Raw genomic sequence first — 21317 nt, 5'->3', positions numbered from 1 at the left:
CCTGCCTAGAGATACTTCTTAAAGCTGCTCGCGGTCAGGGCCACCGCAAATCCCAGCAACGCTGCGCTGGGTAGCAGAATCAGCAACGGATGCACCGAGATCGGCATCGCCAGATAGATCACCCAGGGCAGCACCGCCAGCGGCAACAGCGCGGCTTTCGCGCGGTGGTACACGAAACCCGATTCCCTGCCGGCGCCGAACTTGCGCACGTCGCGGCGCACCAGACCATCGACCAGCCCGACGAACACTGCCGTCAGCACCAGCGGCAGGGTCAGTACCAGCACCAGCAGACGCACCAGGAAGGTCAATGTGATGAAGGCGGCTGCGACCAGATAGCGCTCGGCCCAGACATAAGCCTGGCTGATGAAGTAGCGGAAATTGCGTGTAGGCGTCTGGCTCGGCGCACGAGCGCGCTCGGCGGTCTCGCTCATCTTGTCGAGCAACCCGGTCTTCACGAATACCCACTCGTAGCCGGTGTCCACCAGGCGGTGGGCGGTTCGCCCCGGCTCCTGCACGATGACGCTGCGCGTGAAGTGGTTCGAGATATGCCCCAATTCGTACTGCAGCATCGACTGCGCATGACGCCACCCCTGATCCTTCCAGAACAGGTGCATGCCCACGCACTCGATCAGGATCGACAGCAGCAGCGAGGCGATCAGCACGCCGAACAGGCGCAGCGGCAAGGTGATCGCACTGGCGATCAGACCCTGCCGGCGCTGTTGCTGCCGCTGTGCGGTCGAGGCCGGATCGCTCATGATGCGCTGCCCTGGTCGGCGGGATCGGTCACTTCATCGTCCAGCAGCTCGTCGGGCAGCGGTCGCTCCTGCAACGACGGGGAACCGAGGTTCTCCCACCAGCGACCGGCCTCGGTGTAGCTCTGGCGCATATAGGTCGCCAGTTGCTGCAGATCCTCGGGCATGGTCTCGTCCGGGTCGGGGGCCGGCAGCGGCATGCGGACTTTCCACAGGTTTCCCCCTTGCATCAACGCGAAACACTGGCCCTTCGGCAACTGCACCACATGCGACGGCTCGATCATCGGCACGCTCGACATGCTGATGCGATCCTGCGTGTTGCTGGTGAAGTCGGTGGAACCGTGGATGTCGGAGCTATCGGTCGCGCCGCTGACGATGGTGGTGGTATAGACCTCCACCTTGGGAAGCTGGCGCGTCAGCAACTCGGCGGTGGCGGTTTCCCTGACCCTCAACATGAACAAATTGTTGAAATTTCCGACCACCTGACCGGCCTTCGCCCGGTTGCCGATGCGCGCCTCGATGTCGCTCAGCGTCTGGGTATAGGCGGTGATTTGCAGTCCCGCACCACCTCCCTTGTTGATCATGGGTACAAATTCGGCGCCCATGAGTTCATTGAACTCGTCAGCATGGACGTTGATCGGCAACTTGACGTTCGAGCTCCCTCCTGGAAGGCCATCGTCGATGCCGAACTTGTAGATATGACCGGCAACCGACACCATGTCGCTGAACATCGAATTGCCGACGGCGGCGGCCACCTCGGCGTCGGATAGCGCATCCAGGCCGACATAGACCACGGCCCGCTTCCTGACCACCTGCATCCAGTCGAAAATGGGCCTGGGGTCTTCCAGGTCGGAATAGTTCGGCGCCAGTAACTGGGAAATCTTGCCACTGGTGAGCTTTTCCAATAACGGCAGCAGGCTCGCAACGATCTTGTCGAAATACGTCTTGTCGTACCGGACCGCGCTGCGAAGACCGTCCAGTACCGGATCGTAGTTGCGCACCTGGCTCAGATACTGTTCAAGTGCCACCACGCGCTTCTCGCGCCCGATCATGTTCCTCGGAATGTTCCGCTCGTTGAGCTTGGCCTCGATCTGGACGATGACTTCCCAGGCCTTCGGTTCGGTGCGGGCGAAGAAATGGGCGGCGTACTCGATGAACAGCGCATCGATGTTGATGACATGGCGTTGGATCAGCAGGTAGTCCGGACGCTGCCCCAGCTCGATCAGTGCCCTGGCAACGATGTTCACGAACCGCCAAGCAAATTCGCGAAACGCTGCTGAATTGCCTTCGCCGGAAAGCTGGCCGGCGATGCGCGTGGCCACCTCGCTGATGCGGCCGAACCGCCCCACGGCGTTGTAGCGTGCGCTGATTTCCGGCCAGCCGAGGTGAAACACATAAAATTCGTTCTCGCGCCCGGCGCGCCGCGCTTCGACGAACATTCTTTTCAGAAGATCTGCGTCGCCCTTGGGATCGAAAACGATCACGACTTCATGCTCGCCCTGAGCATTCCTGCGGCGGATGTCCTGCGTGATGAACAGTTCCGCGAGCCGGGTCTTGCCCACTCGGGTAGTGCCCAGTACCAGCGAATGGCCCACGCGCTCTTCCAGCGGCAGGCCGACGTCGACCTCGTCCGGTTCGATCCCGTGCAGACGCGGCAGACCGCCAACCGGCGGCAAGGGCCTGACCGGATTGAACGGCACGTCCCAGCGCGTCAGCCGAGGCAACCGCGATAACGGGAAAGGCGCGAACTCCAGACGCGCCTCAAGGTGCCGGGCCAACTGGTAAGCGGGAGGCGGCTCGACATAGCAGCGGAACTCAGGCCGGTACGTTTGCATGAGCCGATGGGTGTGCTTCTGTTCCCAGCGGAACCCCTTACCGATGAACAGCCGCTGCTGGCTCACCGGCACGTTCCGGCTCGTCATGACGTAGTGCGGCAACCTGCGGATGTTGCGGCGGTAGCGCAGGATCACCTGCGCGTCATGCCAGCGCAGTGCGCCATAGGCGGCGAACGCCAGCGCGCTGCCGATGCCCATGGCCGGCGTCAGCGCGAGCGACCACGGTGCCACCAGGCACAGAAACGCGGCGCCGGCGCAAACCGCCACGGTGTACAGCTCCACCGCTGGGCGCAGCAGGACTTCCACGGGCTGCGTCTGCGCCATGGTGTCACTGCTCGATACCGGTGGCGGTCACCAGCACCGGGTAATGCCGCAGACCCAGGCGCTCGGCCAGGTCGTCGGCGGATACCGGCGACAGGTTCAGGCCGGGTGCGAGCGCGCGCAATTGCGCCAGTGCCTGGGCCGTCTCGACATTGACCACCAGCCCCCAGGCGTTGCGTTCGCGCAGCGTGTCGGCGTGCTGGCGCAACCAGGCCTGCGAGGCTGTGTCGTCACCGACCAGGAAGAATGGTTGCAGTCCGGGTGCCTCGATGACGCGGCGGGCAACCGTTCCCGGCGTGAGCCGGGCGCTGCGCACCGGCAGCATGGCCGTCTCATCGACGGCGGCGGTCGGTGCCTCGGGAATGACGATGGAGGGGAGCGGCTGGCTCGTGGCGCGCGGTTGCAGGTCGAGCGCTTCGTAGTACGGCAGCGCGGAAGCGCCGCCGCGATCCTCGACCACGATCAGGGGCGGTGTGGCGCGCACCGCGCTCATCGGTACGGTGGCGAGCATCACGACAAGGAGGCCGTGCGCGGCCCGGATGGAGGGGATCATCGGCTGTTCTCCTGGTGAGGCGCGTGTGCGGTAGCCTGTTGCGGCCCGAGCACGCGCTGAAGATGTTGTGAAACGCTGCGCCGGTAGCGCGCCGCCGGTGCGCCGCCAGCCGGTCGGTGGTAGCGCCCGACGGCCAGCAGCCAGTCCTCTCCGGGCGTGTGCTGCTCCTTCAGGATGTCGGCGGCGATGCGCAGGTTCTCGTAGGGATCGAGCAGATCGCAGGGCTGGCGGTAGCGGTGCGGGTGGTAGCCGAGATTGATCTGGCCCAGCCCCACGTCGATGCGCGTAGGCGGCACCTCGCGCAGTGCCTGGCGCACACCCGCACACGCCTGTGCGCGCGAGGCGTAGCGGCGCGACTGCCCGGCGACGTTGAGCGACCAGGGCCACGGCACGATGCGACCACCCCGGCGCACGCCGCTCTCCTGTAGCGCCACGGCATAGAGCACCGTCGAAGGAATGTTGGCGCGCTGAGCCGCCAACTGGTAGGCCGGAGGTGGAATCTCCTGGGCCTGAACCGGCTCGGTCGCCAACACGGCGGCCAGCAGCACGCACCACGGCCACCCCGGCATCAGGGCTGGCGCTGCCATTGGCCGTTCACCTGACGCACCACCGCGGGCAGTTCACCGGGCAAACCCAGCGCCAGCCAGCGGCCACCGTCGTGGTTGAGCGTGATCGAGCCGCTGCGCACGCGCGCCGGATCGATCTGCGCGCGCTGGGCCCACTCGCGGATGCGCGCGTCGTCCTGGCGGCTGCCGACCATGTACAGGTCGAACTCGGCGTTCGCCGTCTGCAGACGCTGCACGACCTGGGCACACGGCGTGCAGCCGTCCCGGACGAACACGGCGGTACGACCGCTGCCGGTCATCGCGCTGCCGCCCGGCAGCGCATCGGGCAGATTCACCCGCTGGGCGTCGGGATGCAGGCGTTGCCAGGCTTCGTCGTAGGCTCGTTGATACGCCAGCAACTTTTCCACGCGGCGCGCTTCGACCTGCACTTGCAGTTCGGCATAGCGCCGCCGCTCCTCGTCGGAGCGGGCTTCGATGCCGAGTGCGGTCAGCGGGTCGAGGTTGGGTGAATGGATGCCCAGCGGCCCTTCCATCAGTTCGCGGTAGCGTCCCCATTCGTCGCCGCGCAGCCCCCAGTCCCGCGCCAGGCGTTCATCGCGTGCCTGATCGATCTGGCTCGGCGTGACACGGGAAGACTGTGCGGGTGTGCTCTGGGTGGCGGGCTGCTGCGCGAAGGCCGGTGCGGTCAGCGAGGCCAGCAGGAACAGCATGGAAAGTGCGCGACGTTGCATGGCACCTCCCGATCAAGGAATCGCCAGCCGGCGCGTCTGGTCGCCGGCCTGGAACACGGCGGTGTTGCCGTCGATGGTCTGCAACTGCCAGCGCCCGGCATGCTCGCCGGGCAGCAGCACCTGGATCTGTCCGGCCGAGAGCGAGTCGCCGGCGGGGGCGATGGAAACGGCTCGCTGCCCGGCGCGCAGTTCCGCACCGATCACGCGGAAGGGAAACGGCACCTGTGCTGGTGCAGCCGTCGTCGCCCTGGCGGGGCGCGGCGCTGCGGGCGTGCGCGCGGCGGTCTGGCGCTGCGCCTTGAGCTGCTCGACGTCGCTGTGCAGTGTCTGCAGGGCCGCCTCGGTGGCGTAGCCGGCCAGCGACTGTTCGAGACGGGCGATGTCCGCTTCGAGGCGCTGGCGGGTGTCCTGCAAAGCTGCCGTGGTCGCCGCTTCGGGGCGGGCTTGCAGCGTCTGGACGTCGTCGGCGAATTCGGCGAGCCGGCCTTCGAGCACCTGCAGTTGGCGTAAGGCCGAATCAACTTGACTCTGACCGGCCAGGTCGCCCGCGACGCGGAAGTTGACGAGCACCAGTGCGCTGAGTCCGACCATCCAGGCCCACAGCAGCAGGTACAGCACGAAGGCCGCGCGCGAACGCGACGCATGGGCCACTGCGCTCATGGCTGGCCTCCGTCGATGATGGGAAAGGTCTGCACCGGCGCGGCCAGTGGCGTGTCGGTCTCGGGATCTGCGCAGGGCTCGCCGGCAGGTACGAAGCAGATCTGGCGCGCCCGGTCATCGACCTGTACATCCCAGGCCGGCCCGGCGAGGGTGAGCAGTGCGTCGCGCAGCGTCATCGGCCCCAGATGCAGGTGCGCCGCCGGCAGCGGCAGCGAATACAGCTCGATCACCGCATGGGCGTTCTCGCAAAGCTGGTAGCCGCTGCGCTGGAGTGCGTGGCGCAGGCCATCGCCCACCGTCGCTCTGGCATCCGCCGGCATCGCCACGTCGATGACCTGCAGCAGCAGGTCACGCTGGGCCGCGGTGGGAGCAAGCTCCACGAGCGTGTAGCGGCCGTAGCGCACCACCGGAATCAGTTCGGGTGACTGCGGCGCGGCGTCGGCTTCCTCGACAGGAGGATCAACGGGCGGTGCGGCGGTGGTGGCGCAGCCGCCGCTCAACACAGCGGCGATCAGCAGGCTGCTGCCGGTCAGGCGCCGTAGAAGTTGGGTTGCTGGCATGGTTCGGCTCTCGGTGGCGATGAGCCGATACCTTCGCCGTGGGCGGCATTCCGATCAGCAAACAATGCGCATCGTGGTTTGCCCCGTTTTGAAGAAAAAAGCCGGCGCCCAGAGGGACGCCGGCATGAACGGGAACATCAGGCCGCGACGAGTTGCCGGGCCAGGGCGACCTCGATCGAATCGCCGTCTTGGTTGAGCACATCCAGCCCCGATTCCGGGACGTCGCCGGAGGTGCTCTGCGACACCAGGATCTTCTTCGCCATCAGGGACAGGCACGTCATCTGCGACGTGGCCGCATACCCCAGGTAGATCACCTTCACATGCTGCTTCTGGCCGATCCGCCATGACCGGCGCGCGGCTTGTTGCAACGTGTAGATGTTCCACCCTGACTGCATGAACACAATCGTGGGGAACTCCAGCAAATCCAGGCCGGTTTTCACCAGTTCCGGATTCGTGATGAGGACGTCGATCCCCCGATCGAGCTGCTCGGCAATCCAGTCTTCGCGGCGAGAGGCATCCACGCTTGCGCGCAGTACCGCCACCCGAAAACCCTCTTGCTCCAGCAGCATCTTCAAACGGCTGGTGGTATCGCGCGTGCCGGTGTAGACGGAGTACACCAGGGTCTTGCGACCCGCGGCTTTCTCCTCGCGGCAGATGTCGATCAGCTCACGCTCTTTCGGCATGATCTCCAGCTCGTTGAACTGAGCCGGTGTGAAGGCCAGGACCTGGCGCGTGCGCGGGTGGCGCACGGTTTCCGCCCGGCAGCAGCAGTCGGACCACGCCAACAGCACATTGAGGACTACGCCCAGCAAGGTGGTATCCCGCTTGCGCAGGGCCTCCTTGAGTTCCGCCGTCAGACTGGCGGCCAGATTGCGGTAGGCGTCGGCCTGCCCGGCATCCATGGCGACCTCCCGGAACTCTTCGTCATACGGCGGCAGCACGCCGCCGATGTCTCTGAGCTTGAGGAAGATCGTGTACGGCAGCACGCAGCGCAGTACGCCTTTCGGCCCGAACCCGGGTGCCTTGACCGTTCTGACGGTGATCTTCGAGCCTTTGGCGGTCTTGTGGGCCGGCCCGTTGCTCTCGGAATAGATGTCCTTGAGGACACCGTGGTCCCTCATAAACGCCATGGCAGCGGCATTCATGCTGCCGCTGGCGCTCGGGCGGTAGCCATCTTCGATCATCCTCGCGGGCAAGGCCCGGAACAGCAGATGGTCGGGTAGGGACAGGCCATTGCTGGCCCATCCCCCCCTAAGAACCGTACGTGAGAGTTTCCCCTCATACGGCTCAAGCCTTTCAAAGCCCGCTTTCGCGAACCGGCTTCACCACCTTGAGACCATTGACGTGAATCTGGTTATGACAGTTCGGATGCACCATGACCAGGTTGGAGTTGATGTCCGGTCCGCCGTCTACCCGCCTGACCAGATGATGGACATGCCACCCGCTGATTTCGGTGATGGGTTGACTACAAACCGGGCACCTACCGCCCTGTTCCATCCAAAGCCGAATGAGCTTCTTCCGCCCTTGCAGCGAGTCCTTTAACTTGAAGCCGAACCTCTGCTCAAAGTAGGTTTCCCACTGCGGGTCGAACGGATTGGCATCAGCCTTGATCTTGCGGTGCCGACGAATCTTCGTATCGCAAATGTCCCGAAGTGCGGTCAGCTTTGGTTTCCCATTGCTGAGCCGTTCCCCGGTGTNACGGAACCCATAGGAGTTCAGGTCGCCCGTCGTTTCCGAGACCGGTTCGAGCGCAAGCAAGTGCAGCGCCTGCATTGCCCGATCCTTCATCGTCGGAATCCCGAGTGGCCGCAATTTGCCATTCGACTTTGGGATGTAGATTCGCTTCAACGGCATTGGCTTGTAACCGTGCCGCCGCAGCGATTGGACCGCTTGAGACTTGGCCTCCGGTGTGGACCACGTGATGCCATCCACGCCCGGAGTTCTTTTGCCTTGGTTCTCGGTGACTCGTCTGACGGCCAAAGCTTTGCCGCTGAACGAGTGGGTCAGAATCCACTGCAAGGCTTTCACCCTGCCGTGTTTCCCTTCCCGCGTTGCCTTTACGATACGCGCTTGGAGCCTTCGCACTTCACGGTGACACTTGGCCCAGTCGATGCTGTGCCATGTGACCGATTCGCGTGAGGGCGCACCCGCGCAAGCAATTTCTTGCGTAGTCATCTGCAATTCCCTCTTGAAGAAGGTTGGACAAGTTTTCTCGTAGAGAAAGACCAAGTGGAAGTCTGCTCGCTTTCGCGCGGGATGATGTCGCCTTGCGGCTCAATCCCTATCCGCCCCATTACAGAGCGGCATTCGCTTTCTCCACATTCCTCTACCCGCACCTCCAACAGCATTCCTTGCGGTCTGCCTGCCCCGAGGGGCAGAGATACGGGCTTACCGTGTTTCACTTGATTCACAAGGTCGGATTAGGTTGTGCCTTTTCGCCGGTAGCTATGAATGTCCGTGCATCCCCACTATTCAAAGGGATGTCCAGCTACAGCCCCATTTTGGGAAAGAGCCTGTCAGCATCTTTGGCTCTATCAGACGTGACGACGTTTATCAGCACTTCACTTGCGTTAACCATACCAACCAGCCTAGCGACCCAACCGCATTGATGCTCGCAGATGCAGTGTCAGCCTCACGGCCTCCACTTGGCTTGCGCCGGTCTACATTGTCTCGGTGGCTTCACACGCAGTCGTTACCAACCACGCATGCACCGATAGGCTACTGATGACGGAACATCAGGCTTCCTGCCGCCGAAGCGGTGAAACAATGAATCAAGCGACTTCACGTCGCACAAAGAGATCGTCTGCATAGCCCCCCATGAGGGTGCCGGTCAGCAGTACGGTCTTGCGGGCCTTGGCCGCGATGACGCCCATCGCCTGGCCCTGCGCCGATCCACCCGTTTTGTATTCATGGGCTTCATCTGCGATGAGCAAGTCGAAGGTGCTTTGCGGCAGATACCGCTTCACATATTCCGAGGGTTGATAACCGCCTTCTCCGAAGCCGAACTCCATCGAGGACATGGCGCGTTCCATGCGCTGCGCCTGCCGAGCGGAAAACACCAACTCCCCGCGCTCGTCCATCAGGTTGATGAAGTTGTGCAGGTTGTCGCCGAGCATCGACGCCAGGAACGAATCGCCGAAGGTCTTCATCAGCTTGTTGGCCGTGGCCTCGCCGATGGTCGGGATTCTCTTCAGCGCACGCAGCACCGCCGAGGACTGATCACTGCCCGACAGGCTGCGCGGCCGCATCAGCGTCCAGAGTGCGCCGTCGCAGACATTGCACTTGCGGCGGATTTCTTCCGCCTCCAGCTCCAGAGCATTGACCGGCTCGCCGTCGAGATCAGTGACCACCGTCCCGCAGTGCGGGCAGGCGCCGACCATGCCGTAACGGGTGCGTTTGCGGACGAAGGCGGGCTTCCAGTGGAATCCCATCCGCATTCTGACCCTGCCGATGATGAAGAACTCCTGCCCTTCGGCCGGCACGTTCAACTGCTCGCGCAGCTTGATCAACTTGAGCAATGTGTCCGGGCCGTTGAGCACCCAGACTTTCGCACCGGCGACGGTTTCGAGGATCTCGCGCCGCCATTTGTAGACCAGATGGGGCGGGCTGAGGACGAGCGTGCGGCGATAGCCTTCCGCGTTGAGCACCGCCCCTAGCGCGATGCCGACGGTGGTGTAGGGTAGGCTGCGGGCGTCCCGTAAAGGATCACCCGTCAGCCCCCCTCCGAACCGGACTTACACCTTTCAGCGTATCCGGCTCTCCACTTACTTGACTAGGAACAGTCCTTTCAAAGAACGCCTGCGTGTAGCTTCTGATGGCAAGGAACGCACAGCACCAAAGTCTTGCGACGGCGCCATGACATCACCTGTGGCCAGAGGTACTTCCCTTTGTCCACGTCCTTCAGCTTCCGAATGTGATGCACTTGGAAACTGCCTTCGGTGGTCCCGCAGTACTCGCACTTCCTCGCTTCGAGCCGCTGGATCAACTCCGAGCGGCTATGCGTGAAAACCCAAGTCTTGGGGGGTAGGTCAATACTCTGGAACGTGATGGGTTCTTTCCTTATGTCTTTCAGGCTGTAGATGGGAAAAGTGTGGGAGTCCGAGTTACCCCGAACAGCCAGTACGTATCCACCCTGGCGCTTCATGCTCCGCGCTACCTTCGTGACGGTCGAACGACGTTTTGCCGCCAATGTCTTCCACAAACTCGTCAACCAGAGGTGATGGAGCTTGTTCAGGACACGACTGACGCTGTTCGCCAAACCGTAGTAGTTGGCAAGGCCTCGCATTTCAGCGTTGTAGGTTTGAACGATTTCCGCTTCGCTCAGTGAGATCAGTTCGCTCCTGTGCGTGGGGGTGTGAGCGTCATAGACGCCGTAGCCCTTTCGCTGGCAGAAACTACGCAGCTTTTCAGCCGGTACGTGCAATTGCATCCGCTCGGATACGCTGCGTGCTGTGATGCTCCGTCCTGAACGGACGGTGCGCACGTTGCGATCACCGGAGTACGTGCGAACGTCGTACCCCAGAAAGCGAACTCCGTCCGATGCGTGAACCACACCGGACTTTTCCTCAGCGATCTCCAAGTGCAGTTTGTCGCTGATGAAACCTGCGACTCGCTGCATGACGGTTACCGCCTCGTCCCGACTGCCGATGATGCCGATCAGAAAATCATCGGCATACCGGACATACACCAGACGCCGGTAATTGGCGTCCATCGGGTCGGAGCTGCTCAGTGCCTTGCGGCGTAGATAAAGTTCGGCCAATTCACGCTTCGCTTCCTCGACCTTTGGCGAGTCGCCATCGGCTTTGTAGGCATCAATGCGTTTCATCAACCGTTCAATTGCACCACTGATCCGCTTGTACTCGCGGTTCGACGCCCGGCGGTTTCCTCGGTTGAATTCGGCCTTCAACCCTGCAACGTACTCGTCGAGTTCGTGCAAGTAGATGTTGGCCAAGACCGGGGAGACAACTCCGCCTTGCGGTGTCCCGCTGAAGGTGTCATGGAACTTCCAGTCCTCCATGTAGCCCGCCTTCAGCATCGAATGAATCAGCCCAAGAAAGCGCTTATCGTCAATGCGTTTGGCAAGCACATCCACCAGAACTTCATGGTCGATGTTGTCGAAGTAACCTTTGATATCCATGTTCACGATCCACTTCATGCCCGTCCATTTCTGCCGGACTTGCATGAGAGCGGTGTGGCACGAACGCCCGTTGCGAAAACCGTGCGAGTCGTCGGAAAAGACCGGCTCGTAGATCTTCACGAGAAGCATCCGTACAACCTCCTGTACCAGCTTGTCATCCCCAGTGGGGATGCCGAGCGGACGGGTTTTCCCATTGCTCTTTGGAATGAGGACTCGCCTCACGGGCTTGAAGCGATAATTACCGCTTTTGACGGCGGCCATCAGGCCGGCCAGCCGCTCGTAGGACATACCATCCAGTGACGAGCCATCTACGCCGGCCGTTGTTGCACCGGAATTCGCATAGATGTTGACATACGCCTGCTTCCACAGGATTGGGTTTTCCATGAGACGACTAAGGCCGTTGATGCGCTTGCCCTGTTGAGACAAGATTCCCAGCGCATCCAACCTTCGATTAGTAGTGTCGGTTAGCATCAGCACAACCTCCTTTTCGATGAGTTGGTTACAGATAAGCTGTCTTCCTTCCCCCCGGACAGTGGGCCTTTCACGCGCATTGCTGCTCGCTTATAGCCATGTCGGTGCCGCTTACTGCTGCGGCCAGCAACCTCCATTACAGAGGCCACATCGGGTAATACGAAGACTCCGTCGCCATGCAGGTCTTACGACCTGTTTAGGCGATCCCGCATTTACGCTTAGACAAAGATGCGACGTGGTTAGGTCGTCCGTTCGTTCCGTAATCCCCTGATCGGGGTTGCGCTCGCGATACTGGTTTGTGGGAGAGGCAAAACATTTCCCACAACTCGCGAGTCTGGCGTTTCAGCTACTTTCGCCAGCGTCGGGACTGGTAGACCGCTTGGAACTAGACTTCAGGCAATTCAGCTTTGACCATACACGTCTTACTCTGGCCCGCCCCCGCTAATAGCTGTTGGGTAAAAGGCCTTTTCCGAACATGCTGCACTCCCCCCTTCCTTTCGGAATTCAAGCCCTTGCAGGCAGGGATAAGTCCGGTGAGTACAGGGCATTCCAGTAGCCCTGGTAGCTTGCGCTACGCTTCTTCTAAGCGCCGATACGGCGCACTTTCCCCGTCCCCATCTCGCCATTGACGATGGCCGCGCGCTCGCCCTGATTGACGAGCAGTTCGGCGGCCGCATGGACGACCTCGGCCTGGGCGGGGAACAGCTGCCGCTTGAGGCTGGCGAGGACGAGCTGGCGGTTGGCGCGCGGCACACCGTTGTAAACGGGCGGGTTGGCCCGGTTGAGGGAGTCGAGTAACTCATCCCCAAACTCGGTGACGAAATCCTGCAGGCTGAAAGACAGATCGCTTTCGCTGTCCGCAGGGTTGAACAGATCGCCCGTGGCGGGCATGGAAGGTGCGGCGGGGGCCGCTTCGAGTTGCATGGTCATGGTGATGCTCCAAAAAAATGGGGCATGCACCGCCCCCAGGGGCGATGGATGCCCCTGGGGGTGAAGGTGAGTGGACGGCGCGCAGCCGCCCGGAAATCAATACTCGCTGGGTAACAACAGCGTCGTGACGCTGCGGTCCCACTCAGTGATGATCCAGAGTTTCAGATCGGGATCGACCTGGTACGAAGAGAGCAACCGGGCCTCGCCCGATGCCAGCGCGGCATCGTTCGATCGCCGATCGTCCTCGTCGAGGTCGCCCCAGTCGCCGCTGAGGTGGCGGCGAAGGTACGGGCTCGGGTTGAGCCGTCCCTGTTCGACCAGATTGGCCACGCCGACGGTCATGACCGTCGCGCCCGGCGAGAAGCGCAGATTGGGGGCCGTGCTGATGGACATTACAGTTGCCATGGTGATAGCTCCTTCGATGAAAGAAAGGGCCATGGCGTCCCCATCGGGGCGACATGACCCCGGTGGGTGGATGAAATGGGCTGGTGCTAGATCGAGGACTGCTCTTCGGGCAGTTGGACCACGGTGGTGCGGCGATCCTCGCTGGTCATCACGATCAGCAGCAGCTGCGGCGTGATCCTGTAGCGAGAGATCATGGGATTGTCCTGGTCGAGTGCCACATCATTGACCTGGCGGGTGGTCTCGTCGACATCGCCCCAATCGCCGCGCACATGGCGCTGCACATAAGGCAAGGGATCGATGAGGCCTTTGCTGGCCAACCAGTGCACCTTCTCGCTCAGCCTCAGCGAACCGAGGGCGAACAACGGACGGGCTTGCGGCTCGCGCCGCGCGAACAAACGCGAAAGCATGGGAGTTCTCCTTCTGGTGGATGAATGAAGCAAGGCGGCGAGCCGCCCGATGCGATCAGTGGATGGTGAGAATCCGGCCGAGGGTGGCCGAGTCCGGGGACAAGTCCCAGGCACGAATCACGGGGACAAACTTGTCGGTGAGGATGCGTGTCTCTGCGATTGAACCGTCATCGCGCTCGCGATATTCGGTGGTCGTCGCCTTCTGCTTGTAGGTGTCGCCTTTCACGGCCAGGGTGCGGCCGTTCTTCGACTGCACGACACCGGAGATCGCGCCGGCCGCGAGGGCCAGTGCCAGGTGCCACTGGGACAATGCGCGCGCCGGGCGGCGCAAGGACTGCTGGGCGGCGCCCAGATGGGTCTCGAACGACGGCCACAGGCCATGCAGGCGCTGCACTTCGTCGGCGAACTGCGCCGGCTCCATGCTCAGACGGTAGAAATGCTCCGGCTCGTGCTGGGCGACAGGGACGGCATACGGAAGCGATGGCCACGCGGGTGGCAGTTCCTCCGCTTCCAGGTCGCCTTGCCCGATCTGCAACAGGCGAGCACGGACGTTCTTGACCTCATCGCCCACCAGCTCGCGCTGGCGGACCCGGCGACCGAACACGACCACCTGCTTGAACTGCGTATCCACCGCTCGGTAGATGCGCAGATCGGCAAAGTGCCGCGTCAGCCAGCCGACCAGTTCCTGATCGAGCACATAGTGCGGGACGATGAAAACCAGGATGCCGTCGTACTGCAGCAGTTGCAGCGTGCGCTGGTAGAACAGCTTTTCCAGCCGTGCGCGGCCCTTGCCGTCGTAGCCGATGTTGCCGTTCGCATCCTTGGACAGATCCCCGTATGGCGGGTTGAGCCACAGCAAACCGAAGCTCTGGCGTGCGATCAGGGTGTCCATGAGGTCGCCCTGGATGCAGTGATCGACGAGCAGACGCGCATGGTTGGCGCGCTCCGGGTCGAACTCCACCGCATAGGCGGTGACCTGGTCACGCCCGAGGGCATGCGCAGCCTCCGCGATGGCGACGCCTTCGCCTGCACAAGGATCGAGGATGCACATCGGCCCGTCGCCGGACGCCAGTGCGCTGAGCGCTCTTTCGAGCGTGGGTTCGTCGGTCGGAAAGTAGCCGGCCTTGACGAAATTGCGGGCGAGCCGCGGGAACATGAGTGCCATAAGAAATCTCCTGTAGCGGGGATGAAGGAAAGCGGGTGCGCGCCGGTCGCACGCACCTGCCGTGGGTCAGGCCACCGCTTCCAGCGACCCTTGGGTGGTCGCCGGCTGCGGGAGCGGATGGGCGGTCAGTACGCCCTGGCGGATCAGGCTGCTCAGTGCTTCGGTGAGCGCTGGCACATCCAGCCCCAGACGAAATCCACGCAGCGGCCCGAGGGCCGTCGGCAGGTCGCGGAGCATGTCGCGGTCTCGCAGCAGTGCCAGCACCGTCCCTTGCCAGTGATCCAGCAAGGGCAGCGGGCACGTCTCCTTGACGAGCAGCCAGAGGCGCGACGTAGGATCGGCCGCCGCGCGCGGCAACAGTGCGAGCGCGCTGGTGGTGGCCTTGTCCGGCCGGATGCAGCGCCGATCGAACAGCCAGAGATTGACGAGCGACCCGAACAGGGTGCGGCGATAGCTGCGGGTCAAGCGCTTTTCCAGACGCTCGACCGAGGGAACGAACACGGGCACGGAGCCGCCCTGGTCGGTGACGAGATGGAACTGGTCCAGTCCATCCTCGTCGCGGCCCAAGGTGAGCCGGGCGAGAAACTGCTGGATCGCGGTGTCCCGCGCCCAGACCGATAGAAAGACCAGATCGCCGTCTTCGCCGCAGACGCAAGCATCGGCCATCACGTCGCCGCATTCGTCGATGCGGTACAGCAACTGTGGGGATGAAGGTGCAGACATGGTGGAGTCCTCAATGAAGTCAGGGGCACCACCACCCGCAGGGGCAGTGAATGCCCCGTTAGGGATGAAAGAACGCGGACTACTCAGAGTTCACGTTCGGTGAACGAACCGTCGGCCTGATGCTTGACTACGCGGTTGCCGACATTTCTCTCAGCGTCGTGCTGGACCTCGATGAACAGGCTTTCCGGCACAAGGATCTGAAAATGACGTAAGACCTCACGGTAGTAGTCCAGGTCATGGTTGAACGGATCGCTCTCGTGCAGATTGCTGTACAAGAAGTCGTCGCTCTCGACCTTCATGGTGTCGTCGATCAACTCGGTTGGCTTCTCGATGACTAAGAAGAAGTAGTTCATCGGCCGATCCCAGCCGAGTAGTACGGTGACGGGAAATCCTTTGTGGAATGTGTCGAAGTAGTGCCGACTCATGGTGAAGCTCCTCGATTGAAATAGCCGGGAACCTCCCCATCGGGGTCGCCCCGGCGGGTGGATGAAATGCCGCGGATGCGGCAGGACGATCAGGCAGCCTGCGGTTCGGGTGCGAGTTGCAGGTTCCATTGCTGGGCCGTGGCGTCGAAGGCATAGCCCAACTGGTTGAGCCGCGCGATCTGCAGACGCAGGGTGCGGCGATCGATGGTCGAGTCGAGTTTCACCGACTCTTCCAACGGCCAGAGAATGCCGAACAGCGCCGCGTCGTCGCTCTCGGGACCACCCGAAGCGGCCACGGTGGCGGACGGCGTATCGACGCCGAATGGCGTGGTATCGACCAGCGGGTCTTTCGATGCCTGCACGGGCGCGGGCTCCGGCTTGGACCGGGACTTGGATTTCTCGGCTGCTGCCGGCGTTGTCGCCGGTGGCGTGCCCAGCTCTTCATCGAGCGGATCGACGTCCTGTGCGGCGAAGGCGCGAGCCTCGGCCTTGCTCAGCTTGTCGATGCCCGACAGGGTCATGCCGTCCAGGTTGGCGCGGATTTCAAAGCGCATGCCATCGCCAACCGGATAGGCCTTCGGATAGATGTAGCGGATGACGAACTCACCCTCGTACTTCCCTTCGGGGTACTGCTCCAGTTCCGGGTCTTTCACATGGAACAGTCCAAGGCGGGTCGTGAGGCGACCGACCGTGAACCGTCCGTTGCGGCCCGGGATGGTGCGGATGGCGAGTTGGCCGCGGACGATGAGGGGCGGATCGGATTGAACGGCTGCTGTAGCCATGGCGTATCTCCTTGTGATGAATGGAACCGTCTTGCGCGGCGCGCAACGGGTCAGGAAGAAAATGGACCCGCCCTGACGGGCGAGGTCCGAGTAGTGGCTCAGGACTTCAACTGGCGCATGCCTTCGGCGAGCATCCAGAGGGCGCGGTTCAGGCGCAGGTTCTGATCGATACCCTGTACAGGGCGGGTACGCTGGCGGCGGCCGTTCGCAGTGCGTCCGGTCAGCCCTCCCTTGACGAGGTTTTCCTGGACGCGGTTGAAGATCGACCAGAGGTCGCTCTTGCGATCGTCCCAGCGTCTGGGGACCAACAACTGACTCTCCGTGACAGGCGCGGGCTTGTCCGGATCGTCGTACTTGAGCGCCAGGGCCGAACGGGCGAAAACGTCGTCCTCCCCGGCCTCCAGCGTGATCGCGCGCATGCTCTCGCGCGCTTCCTGCACCCGCTCGAAGCCTTTCAGGACTTCGTAGGCACCTTCGATGACCTGGCCCGCGACATCGCCCTTGTGAGGCACTCGGATGTCCGCGAACGTGTCGCCGCAGACCAGCCCGTTCTGGCAGACGAATCGAAACTGACCTGCCAGCATCTGATAGCTGCTGGTGCCATCGTGCGAGTTCAACAAGATGATCTCGTTGGCTTCGTCGCCATTGATCTGGCTGGCGTGGCGAAGGCGGATCAGGTGTTTGGTGTACTCGCGGCGGTCCTCGTTGCGGACACGTGTCTGGCACACCATGAAGGGCAGGAACCCCTCCTGACGAAGTTCCGACAGCACGGTGGCCGTCGGGATGTAGCTGTACCGCTGGGAACGGCTTTCGTGTGGTGTTTCCGCAAAGATCGACGGCACCACGGCGCGAATCTGGTCGTCCAACAGAGGACGGTCCGAGCGCAGTACCGGTGAGCGCGGTGCGAAACGGGATGCGAGAGACATGGCGTTCTCCTGGGATTGTTATGCAGCCGAATCCGCACGGTGCGGAACGGACTGCGGGGATGAAAAGACGAACGCCCACGCGCCACGTCAGTGGCCTGCAGGCAGGTTGGGGATAAGAAGCAAGACCCCGGAATGGGGCCTTGCGGGGGTGGATCAGAAGGAAGCCGCGAGTGCGGGTTCCTCGGCCTCGGGTGCCGGCACGGGTTCGTCCTGAACGGACTCGGCGGTCGGCGCCTCGACGGTGCCATCGGCGGTATCCGCATCCTCGGTCGCCGCAGCGCCCTCGGAAACGGGCGCCGGTGCGGCGGCCGGAAAGACCTGCTGGCCATCGATCTTGATCAGGCCGATGTGGATCAGCTTGGATTCCAGGCTCGCCGCCGGTTCGCCGGCACGCTCGCCCTTGGTGCGGAGGTACGCATCGGCCTTCATGTCGTTGAGACGGAAGGCGATCAGCACCTTGCGCTCGGCCTCGATGGCCTGTACGCAGCGGCGCACCAGATGCTGGGCGTCCGCAGTGGCGACGATGGTGTTGATGTACCGGTAATCCGGCTCATCGACCGGGCCGGCCAGCGCCCCGATGGAGCACGACAGGAACGGATCGCCATCCTTCGGCGTAACCTCGCGCGGACGGTTGAGATAACCGATACCCCGGGTGATCAGCTCGTACTGCTCGATCTGCGCCAGTTCGGCACGATCGATCAGTTCGGCTTTCAACAGTCGGCCCTTGAGACTGGCTGCCGGATCGCCCTTGCGGTCACCACTGGTACGAATGAAGGCATCGGCCCAGAGATCGCCGAGCCGGAACTTGACCAGCGGACGCTGCCTCGGGTCATCGACGCCGATGTAACCCTCGACCAATTTCTTGGCGTCGGCACCGGAGACTTTGACGTCGAAGTAGCGGGTGACGGGGTCTTTGGCGGACCCGACGAGTGCGGCGACAGTGCAAGCCAGGAACGGCTGCGCACGGCGGCCACCACGGACAGGAACCTCCCGGACACGCTGCAAGCGGGCGTAGCCCTCGGTGTGAAGATCGAAGTAGCTCTTCGCGTTGGAAGTCGTATTGGTCATGGTGAATCTCCAATGGGAATGAAGCGGAGACACACCGGACCCGACTGCGCGGGGGGGTGCGTAACCCCGCGGTGGGTTGATAAGGCGAATGGACTAGGAAGGTGCATCCACCACCGGCAAGCCGATGGTCGTTCGCACGGAGGGATGCGTTGCGAACTGGCTCGGTCACGCGGCGGGTGCCGCGCCGCAACCTCGAAGACCGATGGTTGCCTGGCATGTCGCTGACAACGTCAGCAAGCATGGGGCAAGCCTCACACCGCGCGGCTTCGCACACCATCGGGAATGAGTACTGTCGCCTGACCGCATTCAATCGCCGCAATAGCAGCCGATGGTCTCTTCGGCAGGGTCAAACAGGTCGTCCTGGCGTTCGGTAAAACAGGCCAGCTAAGTGCGCACTCGCGGCGGAACCGGGGGGCTGAGGCAGGTTCAGTGTTAGACGGCAAGTGTCGGTGTCTGGGTCTTTAAATACAGGTGTTTTCCCACTTGCATTAATAATTGTACCCGGTTCTGTACCCGGTTTTAGTTTCCTGGTTCCCTCTCGTGCCGCAGAGGAGTTCAAATTAAATCCAGGCTGCCTGGCGGCGCAAGCACTCTGCTGCAGCGATCTGAAAGGGGAGCGCGACCGACCGACGGCGACGCTGCCACAAAGGTAGCTTTGGTTTCTCCCAATATAAACGTTATAACATATCATTTATGGTAAGTTTTTTTCCTTGCTGAGATAATGCCTGAATAGTGTCGCGACCTTATAGGTACATAAAAAGCTGAGTCGCTAGCGAACTTTAATATAGTAGCCGGCGGTATAGCCATAACCTCGCTGGGGCGTCCAGAATTCTTGCTCGTTGAACAGCGGTAGCTCTTTGACCTCAACTATCTCGCCATTCTTTAGTTCGGGTTCCTGTCTAAGCAGTATCGATTCTTGAAACCGGTAACGGCTTCCTTCTTTTGCGATGTGGCCAAGTTTGCATAACAGATCAATCGCTCCTTCTAAGCGAGCCGTGTTGGCGCGTCCTCTAAGGCTGCTGGGTCCGAATTGTTTAAGTTGAGTTATGGTGAAAGTGGCTCTGGCTCCAGAAATCAGATCCCTAGGTAGTTCAGCGCGTGTGTCGTTGGAAGAGGCTCTGCTGTGTTTTTCCTCTTTATTAAGAGCGAAAGGGTCTTGTTTGCTTGCAAGTTTTAGTAAGTAGTGCGCTAAGTGATTCGCATCAATGACGATCTGTGGTTCGTTTGCCAAGTGGGCTATAAAATGCTTGGAGCAGTGCTGAGTAAACTTCCAGCAGAATTCCAGTGTTGAACAATCTATCTCGGTTTGGTTGTTCGAGGTGCGCTCGAAGGTATGCACTATTGCAGCTAGGCGGCTGGTGTTTTCTAGCAGCTTAGAAGCGTGATCCTTAAGATAGAAATACAGCCCGTTCTCCTTCATCTGCAATTCGAGAAAACGGCTGTACTGGAACCAACGATCCTTTGCCTGCTCGGAAAAAGACAGTACTTGTCGCTCGGTCAATAAAGGAGAGTTCAGCAGTTCGTGGATGCGGGCATTAAAGCTCCTTAGGCGGAGCAATTCAGATAGCTGTTGATCGGTGCGTTGTCCGGCCATCAAGCGAGGCTTCGCGATCAGGAAGCGTGCTAAGAAGCCGGTGCCGCGTGCCTCTTCGCCGCGTTTGGCCATGAAGCGGCTGATCACACTTGGCTGTGCCATCAATGATAGGGTGAGGCGCGCATTTTGGAGTACGAAGCCTTCTCTAGAAATGCGGTCAACAATTACGCTGCTGCCATCCCATAGCGTATTGAGTTTATCGAGCTCTCCTAAGGATGGTCTGAAAAAGACTTCCCGAATCTGGTGAAATACGCCGATCCCGTTGCCCGAGTTTCCCGATGAAGCAAATGACCTTCGCCGACGCCGAGTACGCCGGCAAGCGCAAGCAGACCCGCAAAGAGTTGTTCCTGATCGAGATGGATCAGGTGGTGCCGTGGAAGGGTTTGATTGCCCTGATCGAGCCGCACTACCCCAAGGGTGAAGGTGGTCGTCCGGCGTATCAGCTGATGGCGATGCTGCGCGTACATTTGATGCAGAACTGGTTCGGCTACAGCGATCCAGCGATGGAGGAGGCGCTGTACGAGACCACAATCTTGCGCCAGTTTGCCGGGCTGAACCTAGAGCGTATTCCCGACGAAACCACCATCCTCAATTTCCGTCGCCTGCTGGAGAAGCACGAGTTGGCGGCCGGGATTCTGGCGGTGATCAATGGTTACCTGGGCGATCGGGGCCTGTCGCTGCGCCAGGGCACCATCGTCGATGCCACGCTGATCCATGCGCCGAGTTCGACCAAGAACAAGGACGGTAAGCGTGACCCGGAAATGCACCAGACCAAGAAGGGCAATCAGTATTACTTCGGCATGAAGGCCCACATCGGCGCGGATACCGAGTCTGGCCTGGTGCACAGCGTGGTGGGGACGGCAGCCAACGTTGCTGACGTTACCCAGGTCGACAAACTGCTGCATGGAAAGGAAAACATGGTCGGCGCCGACGCGGGTTACACCGGCGTAGAGAAACGCCCGGAACATGAAGGCCGGGAGGTGATCTGGCAGATTGCGGCCCGCCGCAGTACGTACAAGAAGCTGAGTAAGCGCAGTGCGCTGTACAAAGCCAAGCGCAAGATCGAGAAATCCAAGGCCCAGGTGCGCGCCAAAGTCGAGCACCCGTTCCGGGTGATCAAGCGCCAATTCGGCTACGTGAAGACACGCTTCCGTGGCCTGGCGAAGAACACCGCGCAGTTGGTGACACTGTTCGCGCTGTCGAACCTGTGGATGGCGCGCCGACATTTGCTGACGAATGCAGGAGAGGTGCGTCTGTAATGCGGGAAATGGCCGGCGCGAGGTGCTCGCGCCGGCTATAAATCCGG

The 21317-nt window shown here is 61.7% G+C and carries 19 protein-coding genes and 4 pseudogenes; 1 reads left to right on the top strand and 22 read right to left on the bottom strand.

From position 1 onward, the window contains the following. Positions 1-5 precede the first annotated feature (5 nt). The 22 genes and pseudogenes from C1I89_RS28115 to C1I89_RS28015 all read right to left on the bottom strand — a co-directional run bounded on the left by C1I89_RS28115 (position 6) and on the right by C1I89_RS28015 (position 20251). Complete coding sequence (locus C1I89_RS28115) at positions 6-755, bottom strand: TIGR03747 family integrating conjugative element membrane protein (RefSeq protein WP_033947752.1); 750 nt, start codon at positions 753-755, stop codon at positions 6-8. Then, complete coding sequence (traD, locus tag C1I89_RS28110; protein ID WP_033947753.1) at positions 752-2911, bottom strand: type IV conjugative transfer system coupling protein TraD; 2160 nt, start codon at positions 2909-2911, stop codon at positions 752-754. Before traD ends, C1I89_RS28115 begins: the two co-directional genes overlap by 4 nt. A 4-nt stretch (positions 2912-2915) precedes the next feature. Beyond that, positions 2916-3461: an integrating conjugative element protein gene (locus C1I89_RS28105; protein WP_033947755.1), complete on the bottom strand. Its 546-nt coding sequence runs from the start codon at positions 3459-3461 to the stop codon at positions 2916-2918. After that, positions 3458-4048: a transglycosylase SLT domain-containing protein gene (locus tag C1I89_RS28100; protein ID WP_033947757.1), complete on the bottom strand. Its 591-nt coding sequence runs from the start codon at positions 4046-4048 to the stop codon at positions 3458-3460. Before C1I89_RS28100 ends, C1I89_RS28105 begins: the two co-directional genes overlap by 4 nt. Continuing rightward, positions 4030-4758 carry a TIGR03759 family integrating conjugative element protein gene (locus tag C1I89_RS28095; RefSeq protein ID WP_102775615.1) on the bottom strand — a complete coding sequence of 243 codons (729 nt, stop codon included), beginning with the start codon at positions 4756-4758 and terminating at the stop codon, positions 4030-4032. The genes C1I89_RS28100 and C1I89_RS28095 overlap by 19 nt, the downstream gene beginning before the upstream one ends. A gap of 12 nt (positions 4759-4770) precedes the next feature. Then, positions 4771-5418 (bottom strand): hypothetical protein, encoded by a 648-nt coding sequence (locus C1I89_RS28090; protein ID WP_003296483.1) that lies wholly within the window; start codon positions 5416-5418, stop codon positions 4771-4773. Next, the gene (locus C1I89_RS28085) at positions 5415-5978 is read right to left on the bottom strand and encodes a PilL N-terminal domain-containing protein (RefSeq protein WP_003296482.1); all 564 of its coding nucleotides are present in this window, start codon (positions 5976-5978) and stop codon (positions 5415-5417) included. The genes C1I89_RS28090 and C1I89_RS28085 overlap by 4 nt, the downstream gene beginning before the upstream one ends. Before the next feature lie 137 nt (positions 5979-6115). Beyond that, a pseudogene (locus C1I89_RS28080) lies at positions 6116-7192 on the bottom strand (C-terminal helicase domain-containing protein); the annotation flags it as partial. An 82-nt stretch (positions 7193-7274) separates the two neighbouring features. Further along, entirely contained in the window at positions 7275-7475 is a 201-nt protein-coding gene (locus C1I89_RS36020; RefSeq protein WP_128671313.1) for an HNH endonuclease signature motif containing protein, read from the bottom strand. Between the two features lie 201 nt (positions 7476-7676). Further along, positions 7677-8153 (bottom strand): annotated as a pseudogene (locus C1I89_RS36015) (reverse transcriptase N-terminal domain-containing protein); the annotation flags it as partial. A 617-nt stretch (positions 8154-8770) separates the two neighbouring features. After that, a pseudogene (locus C1I89_RS28070) lies at positions 8771-9652 on the bottom strand (DEAD/DEAH box helicase); the annotation flags it as partial. A gap of 113 nt (positions 9653-9765) precedes the next feature. Further along, positions 9766-11586 carry a reverse transcriptase domain-containing protein gene (locus tag C1I89_RS28065; protein WP_012248428.1) on the bottom strand — a complete coding sequence of 607 codons (1821 nt, stop codon included), beginning with the start codon at positions 11584-11586 and terminating at the stop codon, positions 9766-9768. Positions 11587-12189: 603 nt separating this feature from the next. After that, positions 12190-12516, bottom strand: a pseudogene (locus C1I89_RS28060) (DEAD/DEAH box helicase); the annotation flags it as partial. Positions 12517-12612: 96 nt separating this feature from the next. Further along, positions 12613-12909: a hypothetical protein gene (locus C1I89_RS28055; protein ID WP_425313077.1), complete on the bottom strand. Its 297-nt coding sequence runs from the start codon at positions 12907-12909 to the stop codon at positions 12613-12615. Between the two features lie 98 nt (positions 12910-13007). Then, on the bottom strand, positions 13008-13328 hold the full coding sequence (locus C1I89_RS28050; protein WP_003296479.1) for a hypothetical protein: 321 nt from the start codon (positions 13326-13328) through the stop codon (positions 13008-13010). Positions 13329-13383: 55 nt separating this feature from the next. Continuing rightward, complete coding sequence (locus tag C1I89_RS28045; RefSeq protein ID WP_003296478.1) at positions 13384-14493, bottom strand: DUF6094 domain-containing protein; 1110 nt, start codon at positions 14491-14493, stop codon at positions 13384-13386. Positions 14494-14559: 66 nt separating this feature from the next. Next, positions 14560-15216, bottom strand: a complete 657-nt coding sequence (locus tag C1I89_RS28040; RefSeq protein WP_003296477.1) for a hypothetical protein — start codon at positions 15214-15216, stop codon at positions 14560-14562. Between the two features lie 83 nt (positions 15217-15299). Beyond that, complete coding sequence (locus tag C1I89_RS28035) at positions 15300-15641, bottom strand: hypothetical protein (protein ID WP_003296476.1); 342 nt, start codon at positions 15639-15641, stop codon at positions 15300-15302. Between the two features lie 89 nt (positions 15642-15730). Beyond that, positions 15731-16423: a DUF3275 family protein gene (locus C1I89_RS28030; protein WP_003296475.1), complete on the bottom strand. Its 693-nt coding sequence runs from the start codon at positions 16421-16423 to the stop codon at positions 15731-15733. A gap of 98 nt (positions 16424-16521) precedes the next feature. Then, complete coding sequence (locus C1I89_RS28025) at positions 16522-17349, bottom strand: DUF932 domain-containing protein (RefSeq protein WP_003296474.1); 828 nt, start codon at positions 17347-17349, stop codon at positions 16522-16524. A gap of 153 nt (positions 17350-17502) precedes the next feature. Next, the gene (locus C1I89_RS28020) at positions 17503-18417 is read right to left on the bottom strand and encodes a DUF3577 domain-containing protein (protein WP_003296473.1); all 915 of its coding nucleotides are present in this window, start codon (positions 18415-18417) and stop codon (positions 17503-17505) included. Between the two features lie 769 nt (positions 18418-19186). Continuing rightward, positions 19187-20251 (bottom strand): DUF3987 domain-containing protein, encoded by a 1065-nt coding sequence (locus tag C1I89_RS28015; RefSeq protein ID WP_226924949.1) that lies wholly within the window; start codon positions 20249-20251, stop codon positions 19187-19189. Positions 20252-20289: 38 nt separating this feature from the next. Here C1I89_RS28015 and C1I89_RS28010 point away from each other — a divergent pair, with 38 nt between their 5' ends. Beyond that, positions 20290-21270 carry an IS5-like element ISPst5 family transposase gene (locus tag C1I89_RS28010; protein ID WP_003296471.1) on the top strand — a complete coding sequence of 327 codons (981 nt, stop codon included), beginning with the start codon at positions 20290-20292 and terminating at the stop codon, positions 21268-21270. The last annotated feature ends 47 nt before the right edge of the window (positions 21271-21317 follow it).

The sequence above is a fragment of the Achromobacter pulmonis genome (genome assembly GCF_002885955.2).
GTDB classification, from domain to species: Bacteria; Pseudomonadota; Gammaproteobacteria; order Burkholderiales; family Burkholderiaceae_B; genus Achromobacter; species Achromobacter pulmonis_A.
This window is presented reverse-complemented; position numbering and strand designations above follow the sequence as displayed.